The following is a 25,038-nucleotide window of genomic DNA, read 5'->3' as shown; positions in this document are numbered from 1 at the left end:
CCCCTATGCGTCAATTGCAATTAGATATTGAACCTCAACTCGATGCTCGGATCAGTGATTTTTCTGGGCCAGGGTGGGGGCATGTTATAGATGCAATTCGTCAGTTACATGCGGGTTTAATGAATCGTTTCTATGTCTATGGTGGTGCAGGTTCAGGGAAAAGTCATTTGCTCTCAGCAATTTGCGATTCCTATCTGGAAATTGGAAAAACAGCAATTCAAGTTTCATTGCTTGAGTTGCTTGATGCTCCGACTGAAGCAATTACCTCTTTAGAACGTTTTGATCTGGTCGCTTTAGATGATATTGAAGCCATTAGTGGAGTACCACATTGGCAAAAAGCAGTTTTCCATCTAATCAACTATAACAATGAAGAAGGTGGACAGTTGGTGTTCTCTTCCCGGGTTGCTCCCATTGAGTTAAAACTTGAGTTACCTGATTTGCAGTCACGTTTAACCCAAGCGGTGAGTGTGAAAGTCCCAAATGGTAGTTTGTATGCTGACCGATCGACACTGGTGATGTCAGTTCTTTCACGTCGTGGGATTCATATGGATCAACAAATTATTGATTATTTACTTGCACATGGTCCGCATCAAACCTCGATATTATTACAAAGCTTGGAACAGTTGATTCAGTTATTGAAGGGAGAGAAAACCAAATTAAGTAATGCAAACTTAAGACAGATTTATGCGTTGATTGACGAATATCGGTAAATCATAATATTACTTGAGAAATTGTTCGAGCTGTGACAGAGTACGGAAAATTGTTAGGTGTTGCAGGGATTATGCAACCTAAGAATAAAAAGAAAAGATAAAATAAAAAGCAAGGAGATCGTTATGCTCAAGAAGAGCATAGGTGTAGCTACGCTATTCATGGCGAGTCATGCCTACTCAGACAATATTAAGGTCACGACCACTGCAGATATTGTCAAAAATGACACGGAATGTTCACTTCGCGAAGCTATCGAATATATTAATCAAGACATGCCAGAAGCTGGATATTATGGTTGTGGTGGTAAAGATGCTATTTCAATAATTTTGCTTGAAAAAAATAAAACATATTTACTAAACAATCACTTAAGTATAAAAAAAGATATGACGCTGAGAACTACATACGATAGTTCTGTTGGAGATGAAATTGTTCAGGGTGTAAGTAATGCCATTTTAAAAATGAATGGACAAGATAATATTTTACGAGTTGATAATGATCAAAGCGCTTTAATTCGTGTGAATTTAAAAGAAGTAAGTTTACAAGGCTGTGAACAGGAGTGTGGTATTGGGCAGGGCGGGCTAATTTATAATAATGAATATTTAAGTCTAGAATATGTCAAATTAACAGGTGGTTTTGCTGAGCAAGGCGGTGCTATTTATAATGTTGCAACCTTGTTAGCTGATGGGATAAGTCGAAGCATAGTAGAGATTCGCTCGAGTCTGGTCGAGAAGAACCAAGCGCTACAAGGGGCAATATTATATGGTGGCGCACCTTCTTTTCGCATATCTAATTCTGTTTTCAAAGAAAATAAAACAACAAACAGTACAAGTGCCAATATTTATTCTTTAAATAATGCGACTGTTAACGAAGATTCTACCTTATTGACATTAACATCACGTCTTGTCAGTAGTACCTTTGTCAAAAATACGGGCTATGTCGTCAATGTACGTGATGGTATGGCTTTGAACAATTTAACTGTCGTTGGCAATAGTAAAGGTATTTACTTTGATGTCGCTGCAAACATGGCTTATTTGGCGAATAGTATTGTACTTGGCAACATTGAAAATACAATTGCAGAAAACTGTGCTGGAAATGTTGCTAAAGCCGTGCTTCAGAATAATCTTGTTACACAAGAGGATTGTGGAAGTGGTGTAAATTATTATCCCAATGAGTTTTGGTCGGGTCCTCTGATTGCTGGCAATGATGTTGTTGGCGATTGTAAGACGATGTCTGAAGATGGGGATAGCTTACTGTGTCCGTATAAGGTACCTAATCATAAATTTTTAGGTTATATACGCCCACGTATCTTAATGAGTCAAATGCATTGGCTAGATTCACCAATTGTGAATAAAGGTAAAGTAGTTGTGAACTCAACCGATACTCTGATTGGTTGTGAAAGCTCTGATCAACGAGGCGTAAACAGGAATAGTAATAATACTTTCTGTGACCGAGGCGCAATTGAAATTGAAGTCCCTACCAGCATTAGTCTGATTGGTCAGGATTTAATCTCTGGCCAAGTTGCTAAGCTTTCAGTTGCAGATTTGCTAGGGGATAGTGATTTATTGTCTAAAACTGAATGTGCGACCTTGTTCAACTCAGTCAAAGCGCCTAATGGTGAAGAATGGCAACCGGGTTGTATGCGTGTACAGCAGACTCAAACTGTTTCCAAGGGCAAAGTTGTTATTGATGAGCAAGGGAATATCACCTATACGCCAAATGGATCATGGCATGGTGCAGATATTTTTAGATTGCAACTTGTGACCACAACAACACGCTTTGATGAGCATGTTCCGTTCATTGAAGTGAATGTTCAAATTGTGCAAGAACCACAAAATCATATGGAAAGTGACAAAATTAAAACCTCTGGAGGAAGCACCGGAATTCTTAGCTTACTCGGGTTGTTTGCATTAATTTTGCTGCGTCGAAAATAAAAAGAAAAGGCCAAACATGAAATATTTTAAGAAAGGACTGTTAGGAGCCGTGGTGGTCGCGAGCATGGCTCTAATTGCAGCGGAAGATAAGACTATTTATGTCAATACATTTGAAGATGAAGATAATGTGAACATGGATCAATGCTCACTCCGTGAGGCAATTAAAACAGCGAGTCTCAACAAGGCTTATGGGGGCTGCACAGCTGGAAATACAGGTTCTGGTCAGACAGATTATATTCAATTAAAGGCTGGTACATATAAGTTGGATAAAGAAATCATACCTGAATCTAAGGTTGTGATTTTAGGAAAAAGTCCATATTTAGATCGTGAGAAAAGCCCAATTAGTTTTAAGTATCCAGCACTAGGTGAGTTGACTTCACGAATTGATGCGGCTGGGAAATCACGTTTATTTAACACCATCACACAGAGTAGTCTAACACTTGAAAATGTAGTTTTAGAAAATGGTTACTCATCAGATGAAGGTGGGGCTCTGCTTATTGGTGGAGCATTAACCCTCAACAATAGTCAGATTTTAAACTCAAAATCTGCTAAGAAAGGTGGGGCATTATATTTAGTTGGATCAGGGGAACATCAACTGTCTGTTAATAACAGTGTGTTGCAGGGTAATCAGGCGAATGTTGGTAGTATTCTTGCAATGCAGTGCAATGCAGGTCTTTTGGATGTGAAGGCTAATCTAGAATTTAGGGCGAGTAGTTTTATTGCGAATGGACTGACATCGAGTCTCAGTGCATTTGACTTCTGCGGGAATCCTAAAGTTGCCATGAGTAATAATACTGTGGCAAAAAACATTGCGAGTCCTACAAACGGAAGTATTATTTATGCCATCAATACTCGTGAACATAATTTAAGTCTAGAAAGTAGTTTTATCCTTTCAAACAATACCATTGTGGAAAATAGTGCAGCAGGTGTTCTGGATTATGATGATTCTGGTGATAAATCTTTATATTACAATGTGCTTGCATATAACCAATACAAGTCGTGCCGTTATTTAGGATCACAGACTTTGTCGGATAAGTATGATGCTGGTGTGACAGTTGCTTATAACGCTTTTGATACAAGTACAAGCCAGTGTGAGTTCGCTGAAGGTGCAAGGGTTGTAAGTAATTCGGTTGATACCAATATTGATGTTAAAAATGTTGCTATGTCTAGCTTACTGAGTTCATTAACTGAACCATCAAAGTATAATTTATTTCGACAAATGTACTTCCCGAAAGTCAATGGGGGAGGTATTGATTTGTTAGATACCAACAGCAAATTAGACTGTAATAGTAGTGATCAGCGTGGCTTAGATCGTATTGTTGATGGAACCTTGATGTTGGCTCCAGAAGATGCCAATAGTTGCGATATTGGTTCTGTTGAACTTCGTCGCTTGGCGGCGGCAGACATTACTGATTTGAAAAACACCTCACATGTAGAGCGTCTACAAGCTTATGAAGATAATATTAAGGAATTAGAAGATTTAATTGCCAATAAAAATACTAACCCTGACTTTCTAGTTGAGTTTAATGAGGAGTTACAACGCTATAAAGCACTTTTATCCGCGACAAAAACTGATCAAAAATACCGTGCGATTTATGTCGATCCATTCCTTTTTATACTTCAAGATGAAGCTGTGATTAATTCTGCTGATGGAACATCAGCTTTAAAAGAACCCAATACAGATAATTATGCGATTATTGAAACTAAGGTTTTGGGTGTTGGAACACTCAGTGCTACAGGCGGTGTCCTTGATACTTCTAAACTCAGGGCTGATCCAACATTGCGTTGTGAATGGAAAGATGATTTAAAACAAATCATGATTTATCGAACAGATGGTCAACCTACCAATAGTTCTGAATATGTCTATTGTCAATATACTGTTCAGAGTAAGTCAACACAGGCAACATCGTCAGGAATTTTAAAAGCTGAATTTAGCAATATTCAACCAATTGCCAAAACAGACGAATACACATTGAATTACGGTGGAACATTAAAATTAAATATAAACCCACTTTCCAATGATAGTGATGACGGTGATGGCCCTGTTAGCACTGTGGCTTCAGAATATCAGCGACCAGCATTTTACCAAGATGCTAATGGTGAAAATCTTGCAATTCGTATTGTTCGTCAAGATGCAGGTATCAATATTAAACCAGAGCGTACAGGACCGTGTCCTGGAGAGTATGAGAAATATGTATGTTATGGCGGTAATATTGAAGTTGAAGTGCGCAATAATTTCAGCCCATTCCCCTATGAGATTGAATATGTAATTTATGATGCTGAGGCTGAAGAGTCTAAATCTGCGATGATCTACTTTAAAAATACTGCTAAAAATACCAATAAAGAATCAAGTGGCGGTGGAGGCGGTTCGATCGGTGGTTTAGGGGTGATAGGGTTATTGTCATTGGTGTGGTTAAGACAACGCCGTAAAATTTAGAATTAAAATAAAAAATGCCTCAATTGAGGCATTTTTTATGAACTTGAGAGCAGTAGGTCATAAGTTTTGACTGAACTTAATGTGTGCTGTTATGGTTATTGATGTATTTATTAATATATTCATTACGAATGTTTACACGTTCATTTGCATCAGCTTTTTGCATGCGAATGCCTAAATCACGTCGCTCTTGGGTGCTCATCTGTTGCCATGTATCACGCATTTTCTGCTTTTCTTGCTCAGGTAGCTGAGTGAACCAATCCATACGTTGTTGAAGTGCGGCACTTTGCGCATCTGGGAGTTCTTTGAGGGACTGGTAGCGTTGAATTAACGCACGCTGTTCTTCTTCAGATAGCGATTCCCACGTTTCAGATACTTGTGTATCGGCATCTTTGGAAAAAATCCAAAAACGTTCAAAACCTGCAAAACTGGTTTGTAAAAAACCCAGTGTACAAAGCGCAAAAGCGACACGTTTAGCTGCCATGTGGAACGGTGTCCTCACCTAAAACCAATAACATTTCTAAATCTTCAACCATCTGTGGTGAAAGTTTAGGAGTCGAAACTACTTGGTTGTGTGGTTTTTCATCGAGAGTTACAGAGTTTGGAAGAACCACGAAACCTGCAATAGCCGCAGCTAAAGCAAAACCAGACATTTTCCAAAGGCCATAACGTGAGGACTTTTGATCTTGAATATCATCAAGAACATGTTGCATGACCACGGGTTTATTTTTGTGGTGCTGCGCGAGTCCATCAAGTTTGGAGGTTACTTGCTTTAAGAAATCATCTTTCATTCGGATGATCCTCCTAGATGTGGATTCAAATGTGCGAGAGCTTGGCGTAAGCCTTGAATCGCACGATGGTAATGCGTTTTAACACTGCCTTCAGAGCAATTCATGATTTGTGCAGTAGTTGCAGTATCAAAACCTTCCCATGCACGTAACATAAATGCTTGCTGTTGACGAACTGGAAGGCTCGCAATGGCTTCTTGAATTTCATCAGCAGTAACAGCTTGACTTAAAAAGTCTGATGGATTTAGCGCTCTTTCATCAACCACATCATTGACTTCAAGATCGTCATCATCAAGACTGACTTTTTTGAAGAAAGAAAAGGGTTGTGCTCGACGTGCTTCTTTACGACGCCAATCCTGTAATTTGTTGGTTAAAATGGTATAGAACAGGGGATACCATTCTTCCGTAGAACGATCTGCATAAGACTTATGCAGAGAAATAAAGGCTTCTTGCACCAAATCCATGGCAATGCCATGTTGGTTTTGTGTTGCACTTTCCATCATCACTAATGCACGACCAGTCACTTCTTGCATAAAGCTTTTCAGGCGAGACTCAGCGGTACTCTTAAGAATACTCGAATCTTGCACTTTAGACTGTTTGGGTGCTAAATCCATAGAGATGGAAAATCCTGTCATTGGATACCCACCATTATTTCCTCGATCATGTGCCTATAACGTTGGAAATAATGGTTTGGTTGACAACACAACTAATTATTTTTTCTAGTGTAATCTATTTTTTCAGCTGAACCGACTTTAATTAATATAACTTAACGATTTTAAAGTCGCTGTCGTACCATTTCAAAGAAACAAATTGAACCTGCAATTGCCACATTAAGAGACTCTTGACCACCTGGTTGTGGAATGCTAACTGCTTGGGCATGGGTCAAAGCAAAATCAGAAACACCTTGACCTTCGTTACCTAAGATCCAGACACAAGCTTGGGTTAAATCTTTTTGATACAGGCTTTCAGCTTGATGTGAGCTGGTGACATACACTGGAATTTCAAAGCGCTCGAGTACATCTTCGATGGCAACGTTTTCATAGGTGTTGAGCGAGAAATGCGCTCCCATACCAGCGCGTAATACACGTGGCGACCAAAGTGATGCTGAGCCTTTGGTGCAGATCACTTGTTTAATCCCTGCAGCAGCTGCGGAGCGGAGGAGTGTACCGACATTACCTGGATCTTGAATATTTTCCAAAATCAGGGTGTCTAAGCTAAAGTTTACGCTTTGGCTTGAACTTGGTAAGTCTACAACTGCCAAGAAGGGCAAAGTGGTCCCCAATGTGCTTAAGTCTCGATACAGGCTTTCAGCAATGACAAAAACAGCACCTTCATATTCATCTAAAATATCGCAAATATCAGGGTGTTCGAGTGCATTTTCAGTGGTGAAAATAGAATTGAGTTTCTTCTTTTTTTCAACCCAAGCTAAGCCTAAGTGTGTCCCTTCAAGCACGGTTTGACCTTGCTTTTTACGGTAACTACTTTGTTCGATTAAACCACGCAGATGTTTAATCTTTGGGTTGTCTTTTGATTCAAGAAAAACGATTGACATGAGGGAGACTCGTGCGCATAACGCGTTAGATGGTTATGCGCATTTTAAAAAATTAGTTGTGGTAGCCAGTCACTAAATCGACTTCGTTTTTAGAACCAATAATCACAGGGACACGTTGGTGTAGGTCAGTCGGTTGAATGTCTAAAATACGAACGCGACCCGTTGTAGATGCACCGCCAGCCTGTTCAATTAACATACTCATTGGGTTTGCTTCATACATTAGACGAAGACGACCTGCTTTTGTCGGATCTTTTAAGTCGTATGGATACATGAAAATACCACTACGGCAAAGAATACGGTGAATGTCGCCCACCATACATGCAACCCAACGCATGTTGAAGTCTTTCTCACGCGGACCTGTTTTACCTGCAAGAAGTTCTTCAATATAACGTTTTACTGGATTCTCCCAGTGACGTTGATTGGATGAGTTAATTGCATATTCTTTGGTATCTGCTGCTACTTGAATATTTTCAGAAGTGAGCAAGAATTGTTGAGTTTCAGGGTCGAAAGTGAAAAACACAGTACCTGCACCGACTGTTAACGCTAACATGGTGGATGGACCATAGAGCACATAACCCGCAGCAACTTGCTGGTTGCCTGCTTGCATAAAGTCTTCAGCTTGAGTTACTGTATTTTTTGCAGGCAAGATTGAGAAAATAGTACCCACGCACATATTAATGTCGATGTTGCTTGAACCATCAAGAGGGTCAAATAACACTAAATATTTGCCATTTTCTTGAGCTGGGGTGAATTCATCTAATTCTTCAGAAGCTAAACCACCAACCTGTGGGTGTACTTTTAAAGCATCAATTAAATAGTCATTTGAAATCACATCTAATTTTTTTTGTTCTTCACCTTGCACATTTTCATTTTGTGCACTGCCCAAAACTCCTGCTAAGGCACCTTTTTGCAAAGCTTGATCAATGGTCTGGCAAGTATTGGCAATTGTGCTAATCACTTGAGCCAATTCAGGCGTAAGATTTCCCGTTTGTTGTTCTAAGAATTGGGACAGATTGAGATATGACATAAGGGGGAAGGCTCCACTAAAACTTGAATACATAATAAAATCAACTTTGCGCTATATTTTAGTCGAGAACGAGGCAAAAGAACAATTAAACTCGACTATTTGCTGTGATTTTACCCTTGCAAGTCTCGTGGAAAGTGCTATGTTGATGAAAGGAACATCAGGTAAAAATAGGAGCACAACAATGACTACGCAAAAATTTGATGCGACTCCAACGCCGAGCGAAGGGATTACTCTAGATGACATTTCAGCGGATAGTGTAAAAAAAGCATGGCAAGATTATGAAGCCAAAGCTGAGTACAAAAAGTTCAATAAGCATGACATGATTGAGTCTATGCAACACGCTGAAGAGTCTGACCAAGATCCCAAGCCTGAACAAGTTTAGTCATAAAAAAAGCGCCCACGAAATTGAGCGCTTTTTTTATAGCTGAAGAAACGACTACTATTTTAATAGTGGCGGTACAGCTTCGTAGTTAATTTCTACGCGACGGTTTTCTTTCCATGCATTTTCATCATGACCGGCATTGATAGGCATTTCTTTACCATAGCTAACGGCTTCAAGTTGGTTTGGACTTACACCTGTAGTGATTAAGAAACTCTCAACAGCTTTAGCACGACGTTCGCCTAATGCCATGTTGTACTCACGTGTACCGCGTTCATCGGTATGGCCTGTTAACGCTACGCGAGAGTTTGCATTAGCCATGAGGAACTGAGCATGTGCTTGCAAAGTTTGATAGTCTTCATTACTGAGTTCGCTACTATCATAGTCAAAGTGAACAACACGTTTTGCTAAAAATGCTTTGTTTGCTTCAGTCACACCTTTTGCTGATGCACCTGCAAGATTTTGTGCATTTAATGCAGCATCTTCACTTAGACCTTGTGTGTTGACTGTGGTGGCACCATTTGGGTTTTGACCCGCCTCAATTGTTGCTGCTGGTTTACGACTTGCACAACCAGTCATAACTAGAGCAGTTGCTAAAATCGGAAGGGCTAAAAGTTTGATTGATTTCATTCTTCATCTCCATGAAAACTGATGATTACTAAAAAAGACAGTTAAAAATTATTTAGGCGCCCAAGCGGGTTCGCGTACTTCACCTTGTTCGCTTGGAAGGTTCATACGGAAGCGTCCATCCAATGACATGATCGAGAGCAAACCACGTGAGCCTTCACGTGTGGCATAGACCACCATTTGTCCGTTTGGTGAAAAACTTGGTGATTCATCCAAACTGGTTGGCGTTAAAATATTGGTGACACTTGAGTTTAGGTCTTGAATCGCGACTTTATAGTTACTGCCACTTGGACGGTGTACTAGTGCCAGTTTTTTGCCATCGGCACTGAGTGTGCCACGTGCATTGAATGCGCCACGGAAAGTTAGGCGTTTATAGTTACTGCTGTCGAAGTCGTAACGATAAATCTGCGCAGAGCCACCACGGTCAGACGTGAAAATAAACGATTTGCCATCAGGAGCATAACGCGCTTCAGTATCAATCGCGCTGTCATTGGTCATACGTTGTAACTGACGGGTTTCTAAGTTCATTTGGTAGATTTCAGGGTTGCCATGCATAGATGCGGTAAACAACATGCTCTTACCATCTGGTGAGAAACTTGGCGCACCATTAAGACCACGGAAGCTGGCAAGTTTTTCTCGTGTACCTGTAGAAAGGTCTTGAACGTAAATTGCGGGGCGTTTAGTTTCAAATGACACATAGGCAATTTTCTTGGCATCTGGAGTCCAAGCTGGCGATAAAATTGGATCACGTGACGTTAAGATCGTCCGAGGTTGCTCACCATCGGTATCGGCAATTTGAAGTGTGTAGCGTTGTTCTGGCGTAGCTGGATTACGTAGTACATAAGCAATCCGTCCGCTAAAGTCACCAGGAATACCTGTAAGTGCTTGATAGATAGCATCACTAATCATGTGTGCGGCAGAGCGCACACGGGATGCTGGAACGGTTAATAATTCATTTAAAAGGTATTGTTGTTTCTGGACATCATAAAGTTGGTACTGGACTTCGAAACCGCCATTTGCAGCAGGCTTAACTGTACCAGTCACCACATACGGTACACCAGCTGCCTGCCAGTTAGCTGCATTAGGTGTGTTCATACTGGCTGTCGCGGGTAGATTTTTTGAGGAACTGGTGAATTTTCCTGAGCGATTTAAATCCGTTTCAATAATAGGATAAAGACTGCTGTCATTGCTAAATGGCACGATTGCAATTTTCGGTGCTTCTTCAGGTGCTTTTGCAATTTCTAAATGAAGCTGGGCATGTGCTTGAGTCACTAAGACTGGGCTAAAAGCAGTTAAAATAGCTAGGCTAACAAGGTGTTTACGCGTCATTTCCATCATTCGTTATTTACTCAAACAAACGTCTTTTATTGTGGATTTAATTGTTCTACATAATGGCATGATTTTCTAATATTGAAAGCATGAAATTATGATTGATCTGTTATAACACTGTGAAAAGTGAGTACGAATTAAGTGGTTTAAGCGTAAATAGGAAAAGGAATCACCCGATCAAGGTCATAGATGTACGGAAACGGTTATGGAATAGCTGAAACATCAAATAATTTTGATGTATAAAGTTGACGTACTTTTAGGTCATAGAACGCTACAAAAACTTCATATTGTGCTCAAAATAAATATCCCCTGATTTTGTTCAGGGGATATTTTTATTTTGCAGTAAATGATGAAGTAAAACTTTGAGCTTGTCTGCGCGCCTCTGGGTCTGATGGCATAGGGTAGGGTGCAGCAGAACGAACCGCGGCTTCAACACTGGCTTTCATGTCTGGGTCGCTAGAACTCACAATGACGGACCGCACAGTACCATTATCTGATAGCGTCACACGTGCTGTCGCTGTTTTCCCACTTGAGCCGGCAGGGGTATCCCATGCACGCTTAATTTTATTTTCAAAGTCTCGTTTTGCCGTGGACGCAATTTGTTTGGCCTCAGCTTTCTTTTGTGCAGCTTCTTCGGCAGCCTGTTTGGCAGATGAAGCACGTGCTTCTTCCGCTGCACGCTCTTTTGCTTCGGCATCGGCTTTACGTTTTGCATCAGCGGCAGCCTTGGCTTTTTCTGCATCTGCTTTGGCTTTTGCATCAGCATTTGCCTTAGCTTTATCCGCATCGGCCTTACGTTTCGCATCAGCGTCGGCTTTGGTTTTCGCTGCATCTGCTTTAGCTTTAGCATCGGCATTTGCCTTGGCTTTATCGGCATCTGCTTTAGCCTTCGCATCAGCGGCGGCTTTTGCTTTGTCCGCATCGGCTTTACGTTTTGCATCAGCGGCAGCCTTGGCTTTATCTGCATCCGCTTTGGCCTTTGCATCCGCCGTAGCTTTAGCTTTATTGGCATCAGTAATTTGTTGCTGCTTTTTAGCGAGATCAGCTTTCTTCTGTGCTTCAAGCTTCGCTTTTTGTACAGCTTCCGCTTTTTTCAATGCTTCTAAGTTTGCTCGGTGTTTTGCATCTGCTTCGGCTTTTGTGGCAGCATCCAGTTTAGCTCTTTCAGCAGCTTTCGCTTGTTCGGCAGCTCGGGCTTCGGCACGCTCTTGCTGTGCTTTAAGTTTTTCAGCTTCAGCCTTCGTACGTGCTTCTAACTGCTTTTGCATTTCTGCTTTACGCGCTGCCGCTTCAGCGGCTTTGGCATCCGCAGCTGCTTTTTGAGTATCGACCTTTGGCACAACTGGTGTTATAGGCGGTGTGGTTGGAATAACAGGTGCAGGCTCTACAGTGGGGGGAGCCGTTTGTGTGATTTCTTTGGCTACATTTTCATGTGCTGTTTCAGTAAACTCTGTTTCTTCAAGCGTAACAGGCTTTAAGTCCTCGGGTTTAATCAGAACAGTCTTGATTTGCTTCGGTGGCTCAGGTGGTTTACTCATACCAAGATAAAGTAAGCCAACAACAGCAATCACATGGATACCAAAGGTAAATCCAAGCGCGATGGCTTTTTGTTTAAAAGGTGGCTTTTTAAAATCTTTCATAAATTACTTTAATGGCTCTGTGAGTAATCCAACTTGGGTGAGACCCGCTTCTTGTAGACTGTTCATAAGTGACATGACTTCGCCATAAGAGCGAGACTGTTCACCTTCTACAACAACAGTTAAAGTTTTGTTTTCAGCCTGAGCTTGTTGTTGTGCTTCACTTAAAATAGACGTCAATTCAGATAAAGCCAAAGGTTCAGTTGAACTATGCGTTTTATATTTAAGAAAATAGCGACCTTCTTTATCTAAGCTGACCATTGCAGGTGCATCTTTTGATTCAATAGGGTTGCCATTGGCTTGTGGCAGATCGACATTGATGCCACTGGTAATCATGGGTGCAGTCACCATGAAGATGACTAATAATACGAGCATGACGTCAATATATGGGACGACGTTCATCTCACTTTTTAGTGGTTTTTTAATGCGCTCGAAGCGTCCTGAACGTTGAATTGCCATTAGTCATGTTCCTTAGTTTCACCCAAAGACTGACGTTGTAATAACGCAACCATTTCCTCTGCAAATAAAGCACGATCGGAGTAAACCGTTTCGCCTTTTCCTGTGTAATGGTTAAATGCCAATACTGCGGGAATAGCAGCAAATAAACCAATCGCTGTAGCAATGAGTGCTTCAGCAATACCTGGTGCAACTGTTGCAAGGGTGACTTGATCTACGTCAGCTAAACCAATGAACGCATTCATGATGCCCCACACGGTACCAAATAAACCGACATAAGGGGCAACAGAACCAATGCTGGCCAAAGCACCTAAGCCTTGTTCAAGTTGGCTTTGGTCACGACTTAGCCCTACACGTAAAATACGTTCTGTACCTTCAATGGTTTGTGCTGGTGCAGCATTGCGTTTTTTTAGTTTTAAAAACTCTCCCAAACCTTGATAGAAAATGTCTTCAAGGCCGACACGTTTGGAGTTAAGTTGCGCATTGTTATATAGCGTATTCAGCTCAGCACCCGACCAAAAAATTTTTTGGAAATGCTCATCGTCTGCCTGTGCTTTTTTATAACTCATGTGTAACTTGGCAATCAGATACCAGCTAAACAGCGAGGCCAAAAGTAAAGCCAGCATTATCAGTTGTACGACAGGGCTTGCTTGTAAAATTAGATCTGAAACTTGAAGAGATGATTCGAGTTGAGTTGCCATAGTTACTACATGTGCCAATAATTTTTTTAGTCTTGTCCTAATTCCTTCAGAATCAGGTTACGAATTTCATCTGGCAAGCGACGTGGTTTCATTTCTGAACTGATACATGCCAATTCGACTTCGCCAGATGCAAGCATGATTTCACCACGATAAATATTTTGTTGCAACACAAATGACGTCGCCTTACACGAAACAACACTTGCTGTAACAGTAATTAAATCATCCATTAAAATTGGACGTGAATATTTCACATTAATTTTGTGTACTACAAAATTATAGTCTTTTTGGTGCCAGTAATGGTCTACACCCGCAGCACGTAGCCATTCGGTACGAGTACGTTCCATAAAGCGAATATGATTGGCGTGGTAAACAATGCCACCTGCATCGGTATCTTCAATATAGACACGAATGTTGAATTCGAATTTATTCGCCATGAGGGTATTCCGTTTTATTCAGTTTATGAATTGATTTTAAGTTCCTTGACGCTTTTATATTCAAGTATACAGCCTTAAAATTTAGATACGTCAAGTGGAGTAACGGCTCGAAGTTTAGCAGTTTGAGATTTCACTCCAATGGCACAAGGTGTCAAATATTAGGGTTCCTGATCATACAACTATTTCACTGTGTAACTATAGGTGGCATTAAGCACATTCTAGTTGAGAAAGTAGCTTTTATTTTTGGTGATGGGGACGTATTTGAATTCTTTAACTCGGCTGTATGCACATATATGTCTTTACCGCTGTGTATAAAGAAGCAGTTGTCTTGGCTGCTTATATTGGTGCAACATACCAAGGGTATGGGGTCTATTGCTGAAGATTTATCATGATTATCACATGAAGACAGTGATTATCACGTGGTAGTGTCATCTGTATTTGATCGCTTATCGCTTGAAAAGATTCAGTTTATGCGATGCAAATTGTATAATTTTTTTAAATAATCCAAAAATGTAAGTGTTTATAGATGTTATGAGCAACGCCAACCAACCTACACCATCGCAACTTATGTCCGTGATTCAGACGCAAACGTCTATCGCAAAACTTGGTTTGGATCTCAACGCAGTCATGACATTGGTTGCTGAACAAGCACAGCAAATCACCAATGCAAAAGGTGCTGTAGTCGAGCTTGATGAAAATGGCGATATGGTGTATCGCGCTGTATCTGGTGGAGCAGCCCACTTACTTGGGCTACGGCTTCATAAGCTCAATAGTTTGTCTGGCTTATGTGTAGAACAAAACACGACTTTGTATTGTACCGATAGTGAAAATGATTCGCGTGTGGATCGTGAAGCATGCCGACGAGTCGGGCTGAGGTCAATGGCTGTAGTACCGTTAACTCATTGTGGTGAAGCGGTGGGCGTGCTAAAAATTTATTCTGAAGATGTAGAAGCATTTCAAGAAAGTGATTTGCAACTCTTGAGCTTGATGTCAGAGTTAATTGCCGCAGCAATGTACCACGCCACCAAGTTTGGTGCGCAGGAGTTATATAAACTTGCGACTCAAGACCACCTGACGGGTTTATCCAATCGTGCATTATTTTTAGATTATTTAAGACAAGGCGTGCTACAGGCCAAGAAACACGGAAAGCATATTGGTGTTTTGATGATTGATATGGATGGATTAAAAACGATCAATGATCAATTTGGTCACCGTATGGGAGATGTCGCGTTAAAAGAAATTGCACATCGCATCAAAAACAATATAAGACAAGAGGATTTAGTTGCACGCCTTGGCGGTGACGAGTTTGCAGTAATACTCAGCAGTGTTGCGAATAGAGATTTAGCTACATCAGCGATGAATCGAATTGCTGAAGCGTGTGGGTTGCCTTTTCGCTTTGAACAATTAGATTTAAAAATAGGGGCGAGTGTCGGACTTGCAATCTACCCCGAGGATGCTTTGGAAATTGATCCTTTAATTGAGTTCGCGGATCAACAAATGTACCTGCAAAAAAAGCAACGTAAAAACATGCAATAAGTTGCTTCTCATCGTAAATTAAAAAGCGCTTATACTTGGTTAAGTATTTGATAATATGCTAATTTTTAGCTTTGATGTATAGCTCTTACTGTCAAATACAGAACAGCGAATGTAGTGGCCCTATTTAGCTAGCAGCTCAGTTCGCTGTTCTTTTTAAGATGACATCATGTTTTTATTTGTCTTTGGGTTCAGGCGGGGTCAGTCCAAACTGTAAATATGCCATATTGGTGGCGATACGCCCCCGAGCGGTGCGCATCACATAACCTTGCTGGATCAAATACGGTTCAATCACATCTTCAAGCGTACCTGAGTCTTCAGCCATTGCTGCTGCTAAAGCTTCTACGCCCGCAGGCCCACCATCAAAACGCTCAAGTAACATACTCAAATAACGACGGTCTAAAGTATCTAAACCGTCTTTGTCGACATTGAGCATATCGAGTGCACGTTGCGCCATATCTTGTGTGACTTCACCTGTACCTTTGACTTGCGCATAGTCACGGACTCGACGTAGTAAACGGTTGGCGATACGCGGTGTACCACGAGAACGACGTGCAATTTCTGCTGAACCTTCTCGCGTAATCGGTACATCCATCAAATTGGCTGAACGAGTCACAATATGCGTCAAGTCAGTGACTGAATAGAACTCAAGGCGTTGCACAATACCAAAACGGTCACGTAAAGGAGAGGTGAGGAGTCCTGCACGTGTGGTTGCAGCAACTAAAGTAAAAGGGGGTAAGTCGAGTTTAATGGAACGAGCCGCTGGACCTTCACCAATCATAATATCGAGTTGGTAGTCTTCCATCGCAGGGTACAGAATTTCTTCAATCACGGGGGAAAGACGATGAATTTCATCAATAAATAGCACATCACCTTCTTCAAGGTTGGTCAGCATGGCTGCCAAATCCCCAGCACGTTCTAGTACAGGGCCCGAAGTCGACTTGAGGTTTCCACCCATTTCACGGGCAATAATATTGGCCAGTGTAGTTTTACCCAGTCCCGGTGGACCAAAAATTAAGGTGTGATCAAGGGCTTCACCACGACCACGGGCTGCACCAATAAAGATTTCCATTTGTTCACGAACCACGGGTTGACCGATGTAGTCATCGAGTGAGGTCGGGCGGATTGCGCGGTCGATATGATCTTCGGGTTTTTCGGAACCACCGATGAGACGGTCTTGCATATAGTTAAATCAATCTCTGGCTGAACTTTCGAGGCACAGCCTCAAATTATGATTTGTGTTTAGGTACCATTGTGTAGGCATTGCCTTACTTTTGAAAGATCAAAATGAGGGCTTTTAAATATATTTAAAAGTCCGCAAGTAAATCTTGTGTTGGATTGAGGATATGTCCTTATATCCCAATCCAACATGGCGACATCCATGTCGCCTTCGTGTATCCAATTTAGGTGTATTGGTGTGTCTATTTGAATTATTTATTCATGGATTTGAGTGCGGCGCGGATGATGTCGCTCGCCTCAGTAAAATCACCTTTTGCAGCATTGACCAATTTCTGTGCTTCTAGAGGTTTGTACCCTAAAGACTGCAATGCAGCTTCGGCTTCTGCAACGGCAGAGTTGCCTGTGAACTGGATTTGTTCAACGGTTGAGTTGCTTGGCGCTGTGCCTGAAGACATCGCTTTAAAGCGATCACGTAGCTCAATCATCAAACGTTCAGCGGTTTTTTTACCCACGCCCGGTACTTTAACCAGAGTATTGATATCTTCATGTTCGACAGTATGAATGAGCATATCGACACTGAGTGTGGACAGAATGCCTAAAGCCATTTTAGGGCCGACACCGTTGACCTTTAACAGCGTGCGAAAAATGATTTTTTCTTGTTGGTGCAGGAAGCCATAAAGTAGTTGAGCGTCCTCACGCACGGCAAGGTGTGTCCATAAGGTAATTTTCTGGCCTTTTTGTAGTTGGCAGAAGGTCGTCAGTGGTGTATCAATTTCATAACCGACACCATTTACATTTAAAAGTACGGTGGGTGCTTCTAGTGCGAAGACTTCACCAATAAGACATCCGATCATGTTGTGTGATTCACTTTTTTATCAATGGTTGCATAGTAGTGAGCATTGCGCAGAAAGGCAAAAGACTCACGGAAAATTGAGTTCGGATTGATGGCTTTATCATCAAATTGGATGCTGATGAGAGGTTTAAATCAATCCTGCTTTATTACCTTGTAATTCCTGAGACAAGTTATAGGCTTGGTGGTCTGAAAACTTAGAAATAATATCTAAGACCTGCATGATATTTTCATAATGGTTACTGCCAAAGTGTGCACCAGAACGACATAAAATGGCCATTAAGCGCTGCTCTTTAAAACTTAAGGTTTTATGCGGTGTAGTGAGCGGAATAAAGGCATCTAAAATATTTTGCAAACTTTGATGAGCAATAATTTCCAAACCAGCTTTTTGCGGGTGTTCAAATATTTTATCGCGGGCTAAATCCTTAGCACGGTTAATGCCTAACTCAATATCAGCAGCACAGTATTGCAATAAACTGCCAGCCAGTTGTCCACTTAAAATTTCAAAATGATGCTTGGCAAAAGCGGATGTGACTTCTTCAACCAGACGTTTCATCACCCGTCCGCGCAACGCTGCAATTTTTTGCTGCCACGTGGTATCTGGCATAGAGAGTTCTACTGGCGCACTATATTCACCAAGCAAGCTTAAAAAAATCGGTTCAACTTCTTCATAAGACAACATGTTTAAAATGATGCCATCTTCAAGGTCAATCAGGGCGTAGCAAATATCATCTGCTGCTTCAAGTAAATAAGTCAGTGGATGGCGACAATAATGATATTCACCCAGTTGAATCAGTCCGAGTTGCTCTGCGATTTGTTGCAGGATTTCTTTTTCTGCTTGATAGCAGCCAAATTTGGCACGTTTACTGGCTGGGGTATCGCCTTGTGATTCGATGGTTTTCGATAGCCACGGATATTTTAAGTAAGCTCCCAATGTTGCATAGGTTAGACGCATGCCACCATCATTAGGATGATAGTCAATTTTAGTCAGTAGACGCAGACCTTGGGCATTGCCTTCAAACTGACGCACATCAGCTTGTTCCTCTGCGGAAAGTTTCTCCAAAAAGTTGCCGTGTGATGCATCATCAAACCATTCACGAATGGCATATTCACCTGCATGACCAAACGGTGGGTTCCCAATATCATGTGCTAAACAAGCCGCTTGAATAATGGCTCCAACATCGGCAGGGGAAATCCACATTGGTAGTTCGTCTTTGATTTTTTCCGCTGCGAGCATGCCGAGAGAGCGCCCAATGCAGGAGACTTCGAGTGAATGGGTTAAACGAGTATGAATGCCATCGTGTTGAGTTAGTGGATGGACTTGGGTTTTTCGGTTCAGTTGGCGAAAACTTTGGGAAAAAATAATTCGGTCATAATCTTTGTGAAATGGGCTGCGTGCCAATTCTGTGTTTTGTTTTTTACTTCCAATACGAACTGTTGAGAGCAGTTCTAACCAACGCATTTGCATCATTTATCGTTATTCAGTGAGTTATTGGCTTCATCATGCCAAAAAAGTGTGACGAGCTCTAGAGGGCTGCGACATAAGTTGTCTTTTAATTTACGCAGTATGAAGTTTTCATCAATAGAACATCTTAAAGCAGTCTTGTTTGTTCTCAAGGAGGCTATCAACTTCTTTATTTGTAGCCTGAGTATCAATTGAAAATGGTTTTTAGAACCCAACAAAAGCCCAAAAGTCGGGCATCTTTGAAATTTATCCCTTAAAACATTTGTTACTAATCATGTTTGATTTTTAAAGTCAAAGTAAATTGATCTTTTAAAACAAAGAAATCTCACTTTTTTAAGTCGTAGACGACTAGCTGATTTTGGCAATACACAGTAGAATATGCGCTCTCTTCAAGTCACATTGAGGTAGGTTGTCTAGACCTGCCCGTGGAGCCAAAAACAGCATGTTTATCGTTGCCGGTGCACCTGCACACTCTTCTTTTAAGCAAACACAACTTTTAACACGTCTATCGTCTATCAGTTCTGTTCAATCAATAGAAAGCCAATGGGTTTACCTTTTCGACCAAGCGCTCGACGAGCAACAACAGCAATCTGCTTTGCAGCTATTAAATGATGGCGCAACCTTCCAAGTTCGCGAAGCGACAAGTGATGAAGTTCAAGTCCTTGTGACGCCACGTGTAGGTACAATCTCGCCGTGGTCATCAAAGGCAACGGATATTTTTGCTAACTGTAATACCCCGATACACCGCTTAGAACGCGGTGTTTTGTTTACTTTAAAAGGTATTTCTGAAGTATCGGATGCAGTAAAACAAGTTTTACATGACCGTATGACTGAAAGTGTGTTCAATCAAATTGAAGACGCTGCTGCATTGTTCTCTGAAACGGCTCCAAAGCCTTTAAATGCAATCGACATTTTAGGTCAGGGCAAAGATGCTTTAGTAAAAGCGAACTCTGAGTTTGGTTTTGCACTCTCTGATGAAGAAATTGATTATTTAGTTGCTGCTTTTAACAAGCTCGGTCGTAATCCACACGATATCGAACTGATGATGTTTGCTCAGGCAAACTCAGAGCACTGTCGTCATAAAATCTTTGGTTCTGAATGGACAATTGATGGTGAAAAACAGCCATTGTCATTGTTCCAAATGATTAAAAACACCTATAAAGAATCACCAACAGATGTATTGTCAGCATATAAAGACAATGCTTCAGTGATTGTTGGTTTTGATACTCAGCGTTTCTATCCGAAGAAAGATGAAGCGACTGGTCACCACGTTTATAAGTATAAGAGCCAAGCCGCTCACATCCTCATGAAAGTGGAAACGCATAACCACCCAACAGCGATTGCGCCATTTGCGGGCGCTGCGACCGGTTCAGGCGGTGAAATCCGTGATGAAGGCGCAACAGGTCGTGGTGGTAAACCAAAAGCAGGTTTAACAGGCTTTACGGTTTCAAACTTAAATATTCCGGGCTTTGAACAGCCTTGGGAAGAAAACTACGGTAAACCATCTCGTATGGCATCGCCACTTCAAATCATGATTGAGGGGCCTTTGGGCGGTGCTGCATTCAACAACGAGTTTGGTCGTCCTGCGTTAAACGGTTACTTCCGTACTTTTGAGCAAAACGTGAATGGCGATGTGAAAGGCTTCCATAAGCCAATTATGATTGCTGGTGGTTACGGTAACATCCGTCCAGACCACGTGGAAAAAGATGCGATTCAACCAGGCGATTTACTGATTGTTCTTGGTGGCCCTGCAATGCTGATCGGCCTTGGTGGCGGTGCGGCATCTTCTGTGGACAGCGGTAAACTCGGTGAAAACCTAGACTTCGCTTCTGTACAACGTGAAAACCCTGAAATGGAACGTCGTTGCCAAGAAGTGATTGATGCATGCTGGCGTATGGAAGACTTCAACCCAATCGTGTCTGTGCATGACGTGGGTGCAGGTGGTGTTTCAAATGCAATGCCTGAACTGGTGAATGACCACGAACTGGGCGCGATTCTTGATTTGCGTAAGATTCCATCGCTTGAGCCGGGCATGTCTCCAATGGAGATCTGGTCAAACGAAGCGCAAGAGCGTTATGTGTTGGCGATTCGTCCAAGTTCTTTAGAACTATTTGAATCATTATGTGCGCGTGAACGTTGTCCGTTTGCCGTTTTAGGTGAAGCAACTGAAGCGCGTCAATTGACGGTGAACGATCCATTGTTTGACAATAAAGCCGTGGATATGCCAATGCAAGTCATGCTAGGTGGCACACCTCGTATGAGCCGTTCGTATGAAACGATTGAACGTCAAGGCGATGACTTTGATGCATCTAAAGTTACAGATTTGAAAGATGCGATTTACCGTGTACTTAAAAACCCAACGGTTGCATCGAAATCATTTTTGATCACCATTGGTGACCGTTCAATTACAGGTATGGTTGCACGTGATCAGTTCGTAGGCCGTTGGCAGGTTCCTGTTGCAGATGCAGCAGTGACGACAACAAGCTTACAAGGTTACACAGGTGAAGCAATGGCTATGGGCGAACGTCCCCCCGTTGCGTTGTTAAATCCTGCGGCATCTGCGCGTTTATCAGTTGCAGAGTCGATCTCAAATATTATGTCTGCAAAAATCGACCAGATCAGTGACATTAAATTGTCTGCAAACTGGATGGCGGCGGCTGGGCAAAAAGGTGAAGACCAAGCTTTATTCGAAGGTGTAAAAGCCATCGGTATGGAAATGTGTCCTGCACTCGGTATTGCAATTCCAGTGGGTAAAGACTCATTGTCAATGCGTACTACTTGGAATGATGAAGGCGAAGACAAATCGGTGACTTCACCGATGTCAGGGGTAATCACAGCCTTTGCTCCTGTAACTGATGTACGTAAAACCTTAACGCCTGAATTGAAAGACGAAGAATCAGTACTGGTTCGTATTGATCTTTCTAAAGGTCAGTTCCGTCTAGGTGGTTCGATCCTTGCTCAGGTTTATAAAGCGATTGGTTCAGTGACACCTGATGTGGATAGTTTTGATGAGTTCAAAGCTTTCTTTGCATTGGTTCAAGATTGGAACAACCGTGGCTTAATTAAGGCTTACCACGACATCGGTGATGGTGGTTTGCTTGCAACTGTTGCGGAAATGATGTTTGCAGCACGTCTCGGTGTGGCTTTAGAAGATCAATCAACTGCAAGTCTATTTGCAGAAGAAATTGGTGCAGTGCTTCAAATCAGCGCATCTGATTGGGCAACACTTGCAGACGAAGTTTCGGCATCTATATTATGTGATGCAATTGCGGTGATTGGTAAGGTAAACAATACTGATCAGTTGACTGTAAATGGATTAGTGCTTGAACGTGCAGACTTGCAAGTGGCGTGGACTGAAGTGTCACATCAGATTCAACGTCTACGTGATAACGTGGAAACAGCGGATCAAGAATTTGCATTGATCACGGACAAATCACATGCAGGTATTATTGCAAAACCTACATTTGATTTGAATGAGCCAATTGAAGCACCGTATATCAACGAACGTCGTCCAAACATGGTGATCTTACGTGAACAAGGCGTAAATGGTCATGTTGAAATGGCTGCGGCATTCGACAAAGTTGGTTTTAACACTGTAGATGTGCACATGAGCGACTTACTTGCAGGTCGTATCAGCCTAGATGACTTTGAAGGTCTTGTGGCATGTGGTGGTTTCTCTTACGGTGATGTCATGGGTGCTGGTGGTGGCTGGGCGAAATCAGTTTTGTTCAACCCGAAACTTCGCGACCAATTTGAAAAATTCTTCAACCGTGATGAAACGTTCTCTCTTGGTATTTGTAACGGCTGTCAAATGTTGTCGCAATTGGCTCCACTGATTCCGGGTGCTGAAGCTTGGCCGCGTTTCCATCGCAACACTTCTGAGATGTTTGAAGCACGTGCAGTTAACGTTCGTGTTGAAAAATCGAACTCTGTATTGTTAGAAGGTATGGAAGGTTCAATCCTACCGATCGCTGTGGCACATGGTGAAGGTCGTGTGGTGACAAGCGCGGATAACTTGGCTGCATTAAATGCAGGTCATCAAGTGATCTTGCGTTATGTTGATAGTCAAGGGAATCCAACTCAGCACTATCCAATGAACCCGAATGGTTCACCAGAAGCGATTTCAGGTGTCACATCGAAAGATGGTCGTGCAACGATTATGATGCCGCACCCTGAACGTAACTTCCGTGCTGTACAGCATTCTTGGAAGCCTGAAGAGTGGACTGAAGACGGTGCATGGTTACGTATGTTCCGCAATGCACGTAAGTTCATTGGTTAATCTGAAGTCAGTGTTTTAAAAGCCACCTTCGGGTGGCTTTTTTATTGAATCATCTTTTTTGTTTTTTAATTTTTTATTTCTCCCGCTGATGTTGGTTTAGATTTTGCTTTTATATTTGTGTGAAAGTGATATTGTGTAATAAATGCACAAATATCATGCAAAATAGAAGAAAGATGGATTACTAAACAATTTCAGTATCAACACTCATGTATGAGGTGATGACATGATTAAAACAGTTACATACGAAGCAGTCGATAAGTCTGCGTTGCGTAAAAAAGGATGGAAGTTGTTTGCTGTGATTTTGAGCTTGCAATTGATCTTTTTGATTTTGGGTTATGCGTTGCAGATGTAATTTAGAGAATGAAGAAACCGCCGTGAGGCGGTTTTTTTAATAGAAGGATATTACTTTTGAAACATAAAGAGTCTATTTCTGTAAGGGAATAGAAATACTTGGTCAGGCTGATGGAGCGGTTTTGTTTGACAGTCTGACGCGTGACATCTATGTCGCTAGTTATGTGATCAAATATTATTAATTATTTTTTTTCTTTTGATATCATGGGTTAGTTATAAAACTTTATGAGATAAAAATTGAAAGATAAAAAGAGTAAATCAAAAGTTAATACTATTTTTGGAATCCTTGTTGGTTTGGTCGGAATAGTCTGTGGTTTATGGCTTTTGATCTTTTTCGAAAATAAAATAACTGGTTCAGAATTTGTAGCTTTAGTACTTGGTTTTTCAGTGATTGGATTGATTATCGCTTTTGCTGCGGAAATTCAGGAATTTTCGATTGCAGGAAATGGTGTTAAATTGAAAGATTTAACAAAATGAGGCAGAAAAAAAGATTGAAGAATTACAAGAAGCTAAGACTGAATTATTTAGATTAATGATTCCTCAAATATTACAAGATTCTCAAACTACTTTAAGCAGAGTTGACCCAAGAATAAAAACTTTTCTTAATGTCTATGAGCAAGTTCAAAAATTTGGGGTTGTAGATAAACTTAGAAATGAAATTGAAAAAGTGTTGCATGTTTTATTAATTGTTCAATATGGAAAATTAAAATTAATACATCAGTCCCATAAGACAGTTTATAATAATTTTGATGAACTAAACTCTCCTAAAATGTTATCTATTAAGCTTAAAGATGACATGATTGAGAAGATTATATTGAATAAACAACCTCAACCAAATTTTTATGATGAAAAAAAAGATGTAATAGAAGCTATTGAAGCATATTCAAAGTTATATGCTATAAAAGTTAGACTCGATAAATTAGACAATATTAATGCTCAAACTCATCTACTATGTTCCCGAATCTCACCTTGCATCCACCAAACTTGCCATTTTTGAAGCAGGGGCTGGTGGCATAGGAAACTATGAACACTGTGCTTGGCAGGTTCTAGGTACAGGCCAGTTTAAACCTGTAAAAGGCGCAAATCCGTTTATAGGTGAGTTGGATGCTTTGGAGAAAATTCCAGAGTGGCGGGTGGAAACCATTGTTCCAGAGGAAAAGGCTTCTGCTGTGGCAAAGGCTTTAAAATTAAGTCATCCCTATGAAGAACCCGCTTTTGAGTTTATTCAGATGGTCGATGTACTTTAATGATGAACCTAAAAATATATTTGATACACGTTAACGGCATTCGCAACTGTTTGAGGCAGGACTTAATTTATTAGATAAAGTTTCTGCGACTAAATTGATAAACGACGGAATAGAACGAGTTTTGCGAATGA

General features: G+C 41.2%; 24 protein-coding genes. 10 read left to right on the top strand and 14 right to left on the bottom strand.

Features of this window, described 5'->3' with window-relative positions:
• The first annotated feature begins 5 nt into the window (after window positions 1-5).
• The 3 genes from hda (at window position 6) to ACZ8ZH_RS11295 (ending at window position 5,076) form a co-directional block, all read left to right on the top strand.
• The gene (gene hda / locus ACZ8ZH_RS11305; RefSeq protein WP_086208295.1) at window positions 6-710 is read left to right on the top strand and encodes a DnaA regulatory inactivator Hda; all 705 of its coding nucleotides are present in this window, start codon (window positions 6-8) and stop codon (window positions 708-710) included.
• 123 nt (window positions 711-833) lie between these two features.
• Complete coding sequence (gene rbtA / locus ACZ8ZH_RS11300; protein ID WP_119063655.1) at window positions 834-2,639, top strand: rhombotarget A; 1,806 nt, start codon at window positions 834-836, stop codon at window positions 2,637-2,639.
• A 16-nt stretch (window positions 2,640-2,655) separates the two neighbouring features.
• Entirely contained in the window at window positions 2,656-5,076 is a 2,421-nt protein-coding gene (locus ACZ8ZH_RS11295; RefSeq protein WP_086208293.1) for a CSLREA domain-containing protein, read from the top strand.
• 76 nt (window positions 5,077-5,152) lie between these two features.
• Here ACZ8ZH_RS11295 and ACZ8ZH_RS11290 read toward each other — a convergent pair whose 3' ends face one another.
• From ACZ8ZH_RS11290 to ACZ8ZH_RS11270, 5 genes are all read right to left on the bottom strand, one after another.
• Window positions 5,153-5,557 (bottom strand): DUF3106 domain-containing protein, encoded by a 405-nt coding sequence (locus ACZ8ZH_RS11290; protein ID WP_086208292.1) that lies wholly within the window; start codon window positions 5,555-5,557, stop codon window positions 5,153-5,155.
• Window positions 5,547-5,864, bottom strand: coding sequence for a hypothetical protein (locus ACZ8ZH_RS11285; RefSeq protein ID WP_004693889.1), 318 nt, complete (start codon window positions 5,862-5,864; stop codon window positions 5,547-5,549). The genes ACZ8ZH_RS11290 and ACZ8ZH_RS11285 overlap by 11 nt, the downstream gene beginning before the upstream one ends.
• Window positions 5,861-6,475, bottom strand: coding sequence for an RNA polymerase sigma factor (locus tag ACZ8ZH_RS11280; RefSeq protein ID WP_119063654.1), 615 nt, complete (start codon window positions 6,473-6,475; stop codon window positions 5,861-5,863). Before ACZ8ZH_RS11280 ends, ACZ8ZH_RS11285 begins: the two co-directional genes overlap by 4 nt.
• A gap of 161 nt (window positions 6,476-6,636) precedes the next feature.
• Window positions 6,637-7,413 (bottom strand): TrmH family RNA methyltransferase, encoded by a 777-nt coding sequence (locus ACZ8ZH_RS11275; protein ID WP_119063653.1) that lies wholly within the window; start codon window positions 7,411-7,413, stop codon window positions 6,637-6,639.
• A 52-nt stretch (window positions 7,414-7,465) separates the two neighbouring features.
• A complete protein-coding gene (locus ACZ8ZH_RS11270; RefSeq protein ID WP_119063652.1) occupies window positions 7,466-8,440 on the bottom strand; it encodes a class 1 fructose-bisphosphatase in 975 nt (324 codons plus the stop codon).
• A gap of 181 nt (window positions 8,441-8,621) precedes the next feature.
• Between ACZ8ZH_RS11270 and ACZ8ZH_RS11265 the strand changes: the two genes are divergently transcribed.
• Entirely contained in the window at window positions 8,622-8,822 is a 201-nt protein-coding gene (locus ACZ8ZH_RS11265) for an NF038105 family protein (RefSeq protein ID WP_086208288.1), read from the top strand.
• 57 nt (window positions 8,823-8,879) lie between these two features.
• On the opposite strand, the gene pal is transcribed toward ACZ8ZH_RS11265, so the two are convergent.
• The 6 genes from pal to ybgC form a co-directional block, all read right to left on the bottom strand.
• On the bottom strand, window positions 8,880-9,449 hold the full coding sequence (pal, locus tag ACZ8ZH_RS11260) for a peptidoglycan-associated lipoprotein Pal (protein WP_110974577.1): 570 nt from the start codon (window positions 9,447-9,449) through the stop codon (window positions 8,880-8,882).
• Between the two features lie 48 nt (window positions 9,450-9,497).
• A complete protein-coding gene (tolB, locus tag ACZ8ZH_RS11255; protein ID WP_162900269.1) occupies window positions 9,498-10,781 on the bottom strand; it encodes a Tol-Pal system beta propeller repeat protein TolB in 1,284 nt (427 codons plus the stop codon).
• Between the two features lie 326 nt (window positions 10,782-11,107).
• Window positions 11,108-12,415: a cell envelope integrity protein TolA gene (gene tolA / locus ACZ8ZH_RS11250; protein ID WP_119063650.1), complete on the bottom strand. Its 1,308-nt coding sequence runs from the start codon at window positions 12,413-12,415 to the stop codon at window positions 11,108-11,110.
• A gap of 3 nt (window positions 12,416-12,418) precedes the next feature.
• On the bottom strand, window positions 12,419-12,871 hold the full coding sequence (tolR, locus tag ACZ8ZH_RS11245; RefSeq protein WP_086208284.1) for a protein TolR: 453 nt from the start codon (window positions 12,869-12,871) through the stop codon (window positions 12,419-12,421).
• Window positions 12,871-13,569, bottom strand: a complete 699-nt coding sequence (gene tolQ, locus ACZ8ZH_RS11240) for a protein TolQ (RefSeq protein WP_086208283.1) — start codon at window positions 13,567-13,569, stop codon at window positions 12,871-12,873. Before tolQ ends, tolR begins: the two co-directional genes overlap by 1 nt.
• Window positions 13,570-13,595: 26 nt before the next feature.
• A complete protein-coding gene (ybgC, locus tag ACZ8ZH_RS11235) occupies window positions 13,596-14,003 on the bottom strand; it encodes a tol-pal system-associated acyl-CoA thioesterase (RefSeq protein ID WP_086208282.1) in 408 nt (135 codons plus the stop codon).
• A gap of 531 nt (window positions 14,004-14,534) precedes the next feature.
• Between ybgC and ACZ8ZH_RS11230 the strand changes: the two genes are divergently transcribed.
• Window positions 14,535-15,539, top strand: coding sequence for a sensor domain-containing diguanylate cyclase (locus ACZ8ZH_RS11230; protein ID WP_086208281.1), 1,005 nt, complete (start codon window positions 14,535-14,537; stop codon window positions 15,537-15,539).
• Between the two features lie 172 nt (window positions 15,540-15,711).
• On the opposite strand, the gene ruvB is transcribed toward ACZ8ZH_RS11230, so the two are convergent.
• The 3 genes from ruvB to ACZ8ZH_RS11215 form a co-directional block, all read right to left on the bottom strand.
• On the bottom strand, window positions 15,712-16,719 hold the full coding sequence (gene ruvB / locus ACZ8ZH_RS11225; RefSeq protein WP_110974580.1) for a Holliday junction branch migration DNA helicase RuvB: 1,008 nt from the start codon (window positions 16,717-16,719) through the stop codon (window positions 15,712-15,714).
• A gap of 247 nt (window positions 16,720-16,966) precedes the next feature.
• Window positions 16,967-17,569 carry a Holliday junction branch migration protein RuvA gene (ruvA, locus tag ACZ8ZH_RS11220; RefSeq protein ID WP_004693861.1) on the bottom strand — a complete coding sequence of 201 codons (603 nt, stop codon included), beginning with the start codon at window positions 17,567-17,569 and terminating at the stop codon, window positions 16,967-16,969.
• A gap of 126 nt (window positions 17,570-17,695) precedes the next feature.
• Entirely contained in the window at window positions 17,696-19,036 is a 1,341-nt protein-coding gene (locus ACZ8ZH_RS11215; RefSeq protein ID WP_086208278.1) for a deoxyguanosinetriphosphate triphosphohydrolase, read from the bottom strand.
• Between the two features lie 436 nt (window positions 19,037-19,472).
• On the opposite strand from ACZ8ZH_RS11215, the gene purL reads away from it, so the two are divergent.
• From purL to ACZ8ZH_RS11190, 5 genes are all read left to right on the top strand, one after another.
• Window positions 19,473-23,309 (top strand): phosphoribosylformylglycinamidine synthase, encoded by a 3,837-nt coding sequence (purL, locus tag ACZ8ZH_RS11210; RefSeq protein WP_119063649.1) that lies wholly within the window; start codon window positions 19,473-19,475, stop codon window positions 23,307-23,309.
• 223 nt (window positions 23,310-23,532) lie between these two features.
• Entirely contained in the window at window positions 23,533-23,661 is a 129-nt protein-coding gene (locus ACZ8ZH_RS11205) for a KGW motif small protein (protein WP_004693854.1), read from the top strand.
• Window positions 23,662-23,897: 236 nt separating this feature from the next.
• Window positions 23,898-24,137, top strand: a complete 240-nt coding sequence (locus tag ACZ8ZH_RS11200) for a DnaJ-like cysteine-rich domain-containing protein (RefSeq protein WP_228199424.1) — start codon at window positions 23,898-23,900, stop codon at window positions 24,135-24,137.
• Between the two features lie 55 nt (window positions 24,138-24,192).
• Complete coding sequence (locus ACZ8ZH_RS11195; protein ID WP_228199423.1) at window positions 24,193-24,657, top strand: hypothetical protein; 465 nt, start codon at window positions 24,193-24,195, stop codon at window positions 24,655-24,657.
• Window positions 24,593-24,907: a YqfO family protein gene (locus tag ACZ8ZH_RS11190; RefSeq protein WP_119063648.1), complete on the top strand. Its 315-nt coding sequence runs from the start codon at window positions 24,593-24,595 to the stop codon at window positions 24,905-24,907. Before ACZ8ZH_RS11195 ends, ACZ8ZH_RS11190 begins: the two co-directional genes overlap by 65 nt.
• The last annotated feature ends 131 nt before the right edge of the window (window positions 24,908-25,038 follow it).

Source organism: Acinetobacter sp. SW-226 (genome assembly GCF_055632855.1).
The sequence above is the reverse complement of the archived record's forward strand: the minus strand, read 5'-3'. Positions and strand labels throughout refer to the sequence as shown.

What these genes read in the sequence shown, in the direction of transcription:
- hda (WP_086208295.1), top strand. Translation starts at nt 6, where the DNA reads ATGCGTCAATTGCAATTAGATATTGAACCTCAACTCGATGCTCGGATC.
- rbtA (WP_119063655.1), top strand. Translation starts at nt 834, where the DNA reads ATGCTCAAGAAGAGCATAGGTGTAGCTACGCTATTCATGGCGAGTCAT.
- ACZ8ZH_RS11295 (WP_086208293.1), top strand. Translation starts at nt 2,656, where the DNA reads ATGAAATATTTTAAGAAAGGACTGTTAGGAGCCGTGGTGGTCGCGAGC.
- ACZ8ZH_RS11290 (WP_086208292.1), bottom strand. Translation starts at nt 5,557, where the DNA reads ATGGCAGCTAAACGTGTCGCTTTTGCGCTTTGTACACTGGGTTTTTTA.
- ACZ8ZH_RS11285 (WP_004693889.1), bottom strand. Translation starts at nt 5,864, where the DNA reads ATGAAAGATGATTTCTTAAAGCAAGTAACCTCCAAACTTGATGGACTC.
- ACZ8ZH_RS11280 (WP_119063654.1), bottom strand. Translation starts at nt 6,475, where the DNA reads ATGGATTTAGCACCCAAACAGTCTAAAGTGCAAGATTCGAGTATTCTT.
- ACZ8ZH_RS11275 (WP_119063653.1), bottom strand. Translation starts at nt 7,413, where the DNA reads ATGTCAATCGTTTTTCTTGAATCAAAAGACAACCCAAAGATTAAACAT.
- ACZ8ZH_RS11270 (WP_119063652.1), bottom strand. Translation starts at nt 8,440, where the DNA reads ATGTCATATCTCAATCTGTCCCAATTCTTAGAACAACAAACGGGAAAT.
- ACZ8ZH_RS11265 (WP_086208288.1), top strand. Translation starts at nt 8,622, where the DNA reads ATGACTACGCAAAAATTTGATGCGACTCCAACGCCGAGCGAAGGGATT.
- pal (WP_110974577.1), bottom strand. Translation starts at nt 9,449, where the DNA reads ATGAAATCAATCAAACTTTTAGCCCTTCCGATTTTAGCAACTGCTCTA.
- tolB (WP_162900269.1), bottom strand. Translation starts at nt 10,781, where the DNA reads ATGGAAATGACGCGTAAACACCTTGTTAGCCTAGCTATTTTAACTGCT.
- tolA (WP_119063650.1), bottom strand. Translation starts at nt 12,415, where the DNA reads ATGAAAGATTTTAAAAAGCCACCTTTTAAACAAAAAGCCATCGCGCTT.
- tolR (WP_086208284.1), bottom strand. Translation starts at nt 12,871, where the DNA reads ATGGCAATTCAACGTTCAGGACGCTTCGAGCGCATTAAAAAACCACTA.
- tolQ (WP_086208283.1), bottom strand. Translation starts at nt 13,569, where the DNA reads ATGGCAACTCAACTCGAATCATCTCTTCAAGTTTCAGATCTAATTTTA.
- ybgC (WP_086208282.1), bottom strand. Translation starts at nt 14,003, where the DNA reads ATGGCGAATAAATTCGAATTCAACATTCGTGTCTATATTGAAGATACC.
- ACZ8ZH_RS11230 (WP_086208281.1), top strand. Translation starts at nt 14,535, where the DNA reads ATGAGCAACGCCAACCAACCTACACCATCGCAACTTATGTCCGTGATT.
- ruvB (WP_110974580.1), bottom strand. Translation starts at nt 16,719, where the DNA reads ATGCAAGACCGTCTCATCGGTGGTTCCGAAAAACCCGAAGATCATATC.
- ruvA (WP_004693861.1), bottom strand. Translation starts at nt 17,569, where the DNA reads ATGATCGGATGTCTTATTGGTGAAGTCTTCGCACTAGAAGCACCCACC.
- ACZ8ZH_RS11215 (WP_086208278.1), bottom strand. Translation starts at nt 19,036, where the DNA reads ATGATGCAAATGCGTTGGTTAGAACTGCTCTCAACAGTTCGTATTGGA.
- purL (WP_119063649.1), top strand. Translation starts at nt 19,473, where the DNA reads ATGTTTATCGTTGCCGGTGCACCTGCACACTCTTCTTTTAAGCAAACA.
- ACZ8ZH_RS11205 (WP_004693854.1), top strand. Translation starts at nt 23,533, where the DNA reads ATGATTAAAACAGTTACATACGAAGCAGTCGATAAGTCTGCGTTGCGT.
- ACZ8ZH_RS11195 (WP_228199423.1), top strand. Translation starts at nt 24,193, where the DNA reads ATGATTCCTCAAATATTACAAGATTCTCAAACTACTTTAAGCAGAGTT.
- ACZ8ZH_RS11190 (WP_119063648.1), top strand. Translation starts at nt 24,593, where the DNA reads ATGCTCAAACTCATCTACTATGTTCCCGAATCTCACCTTGCATCCACC.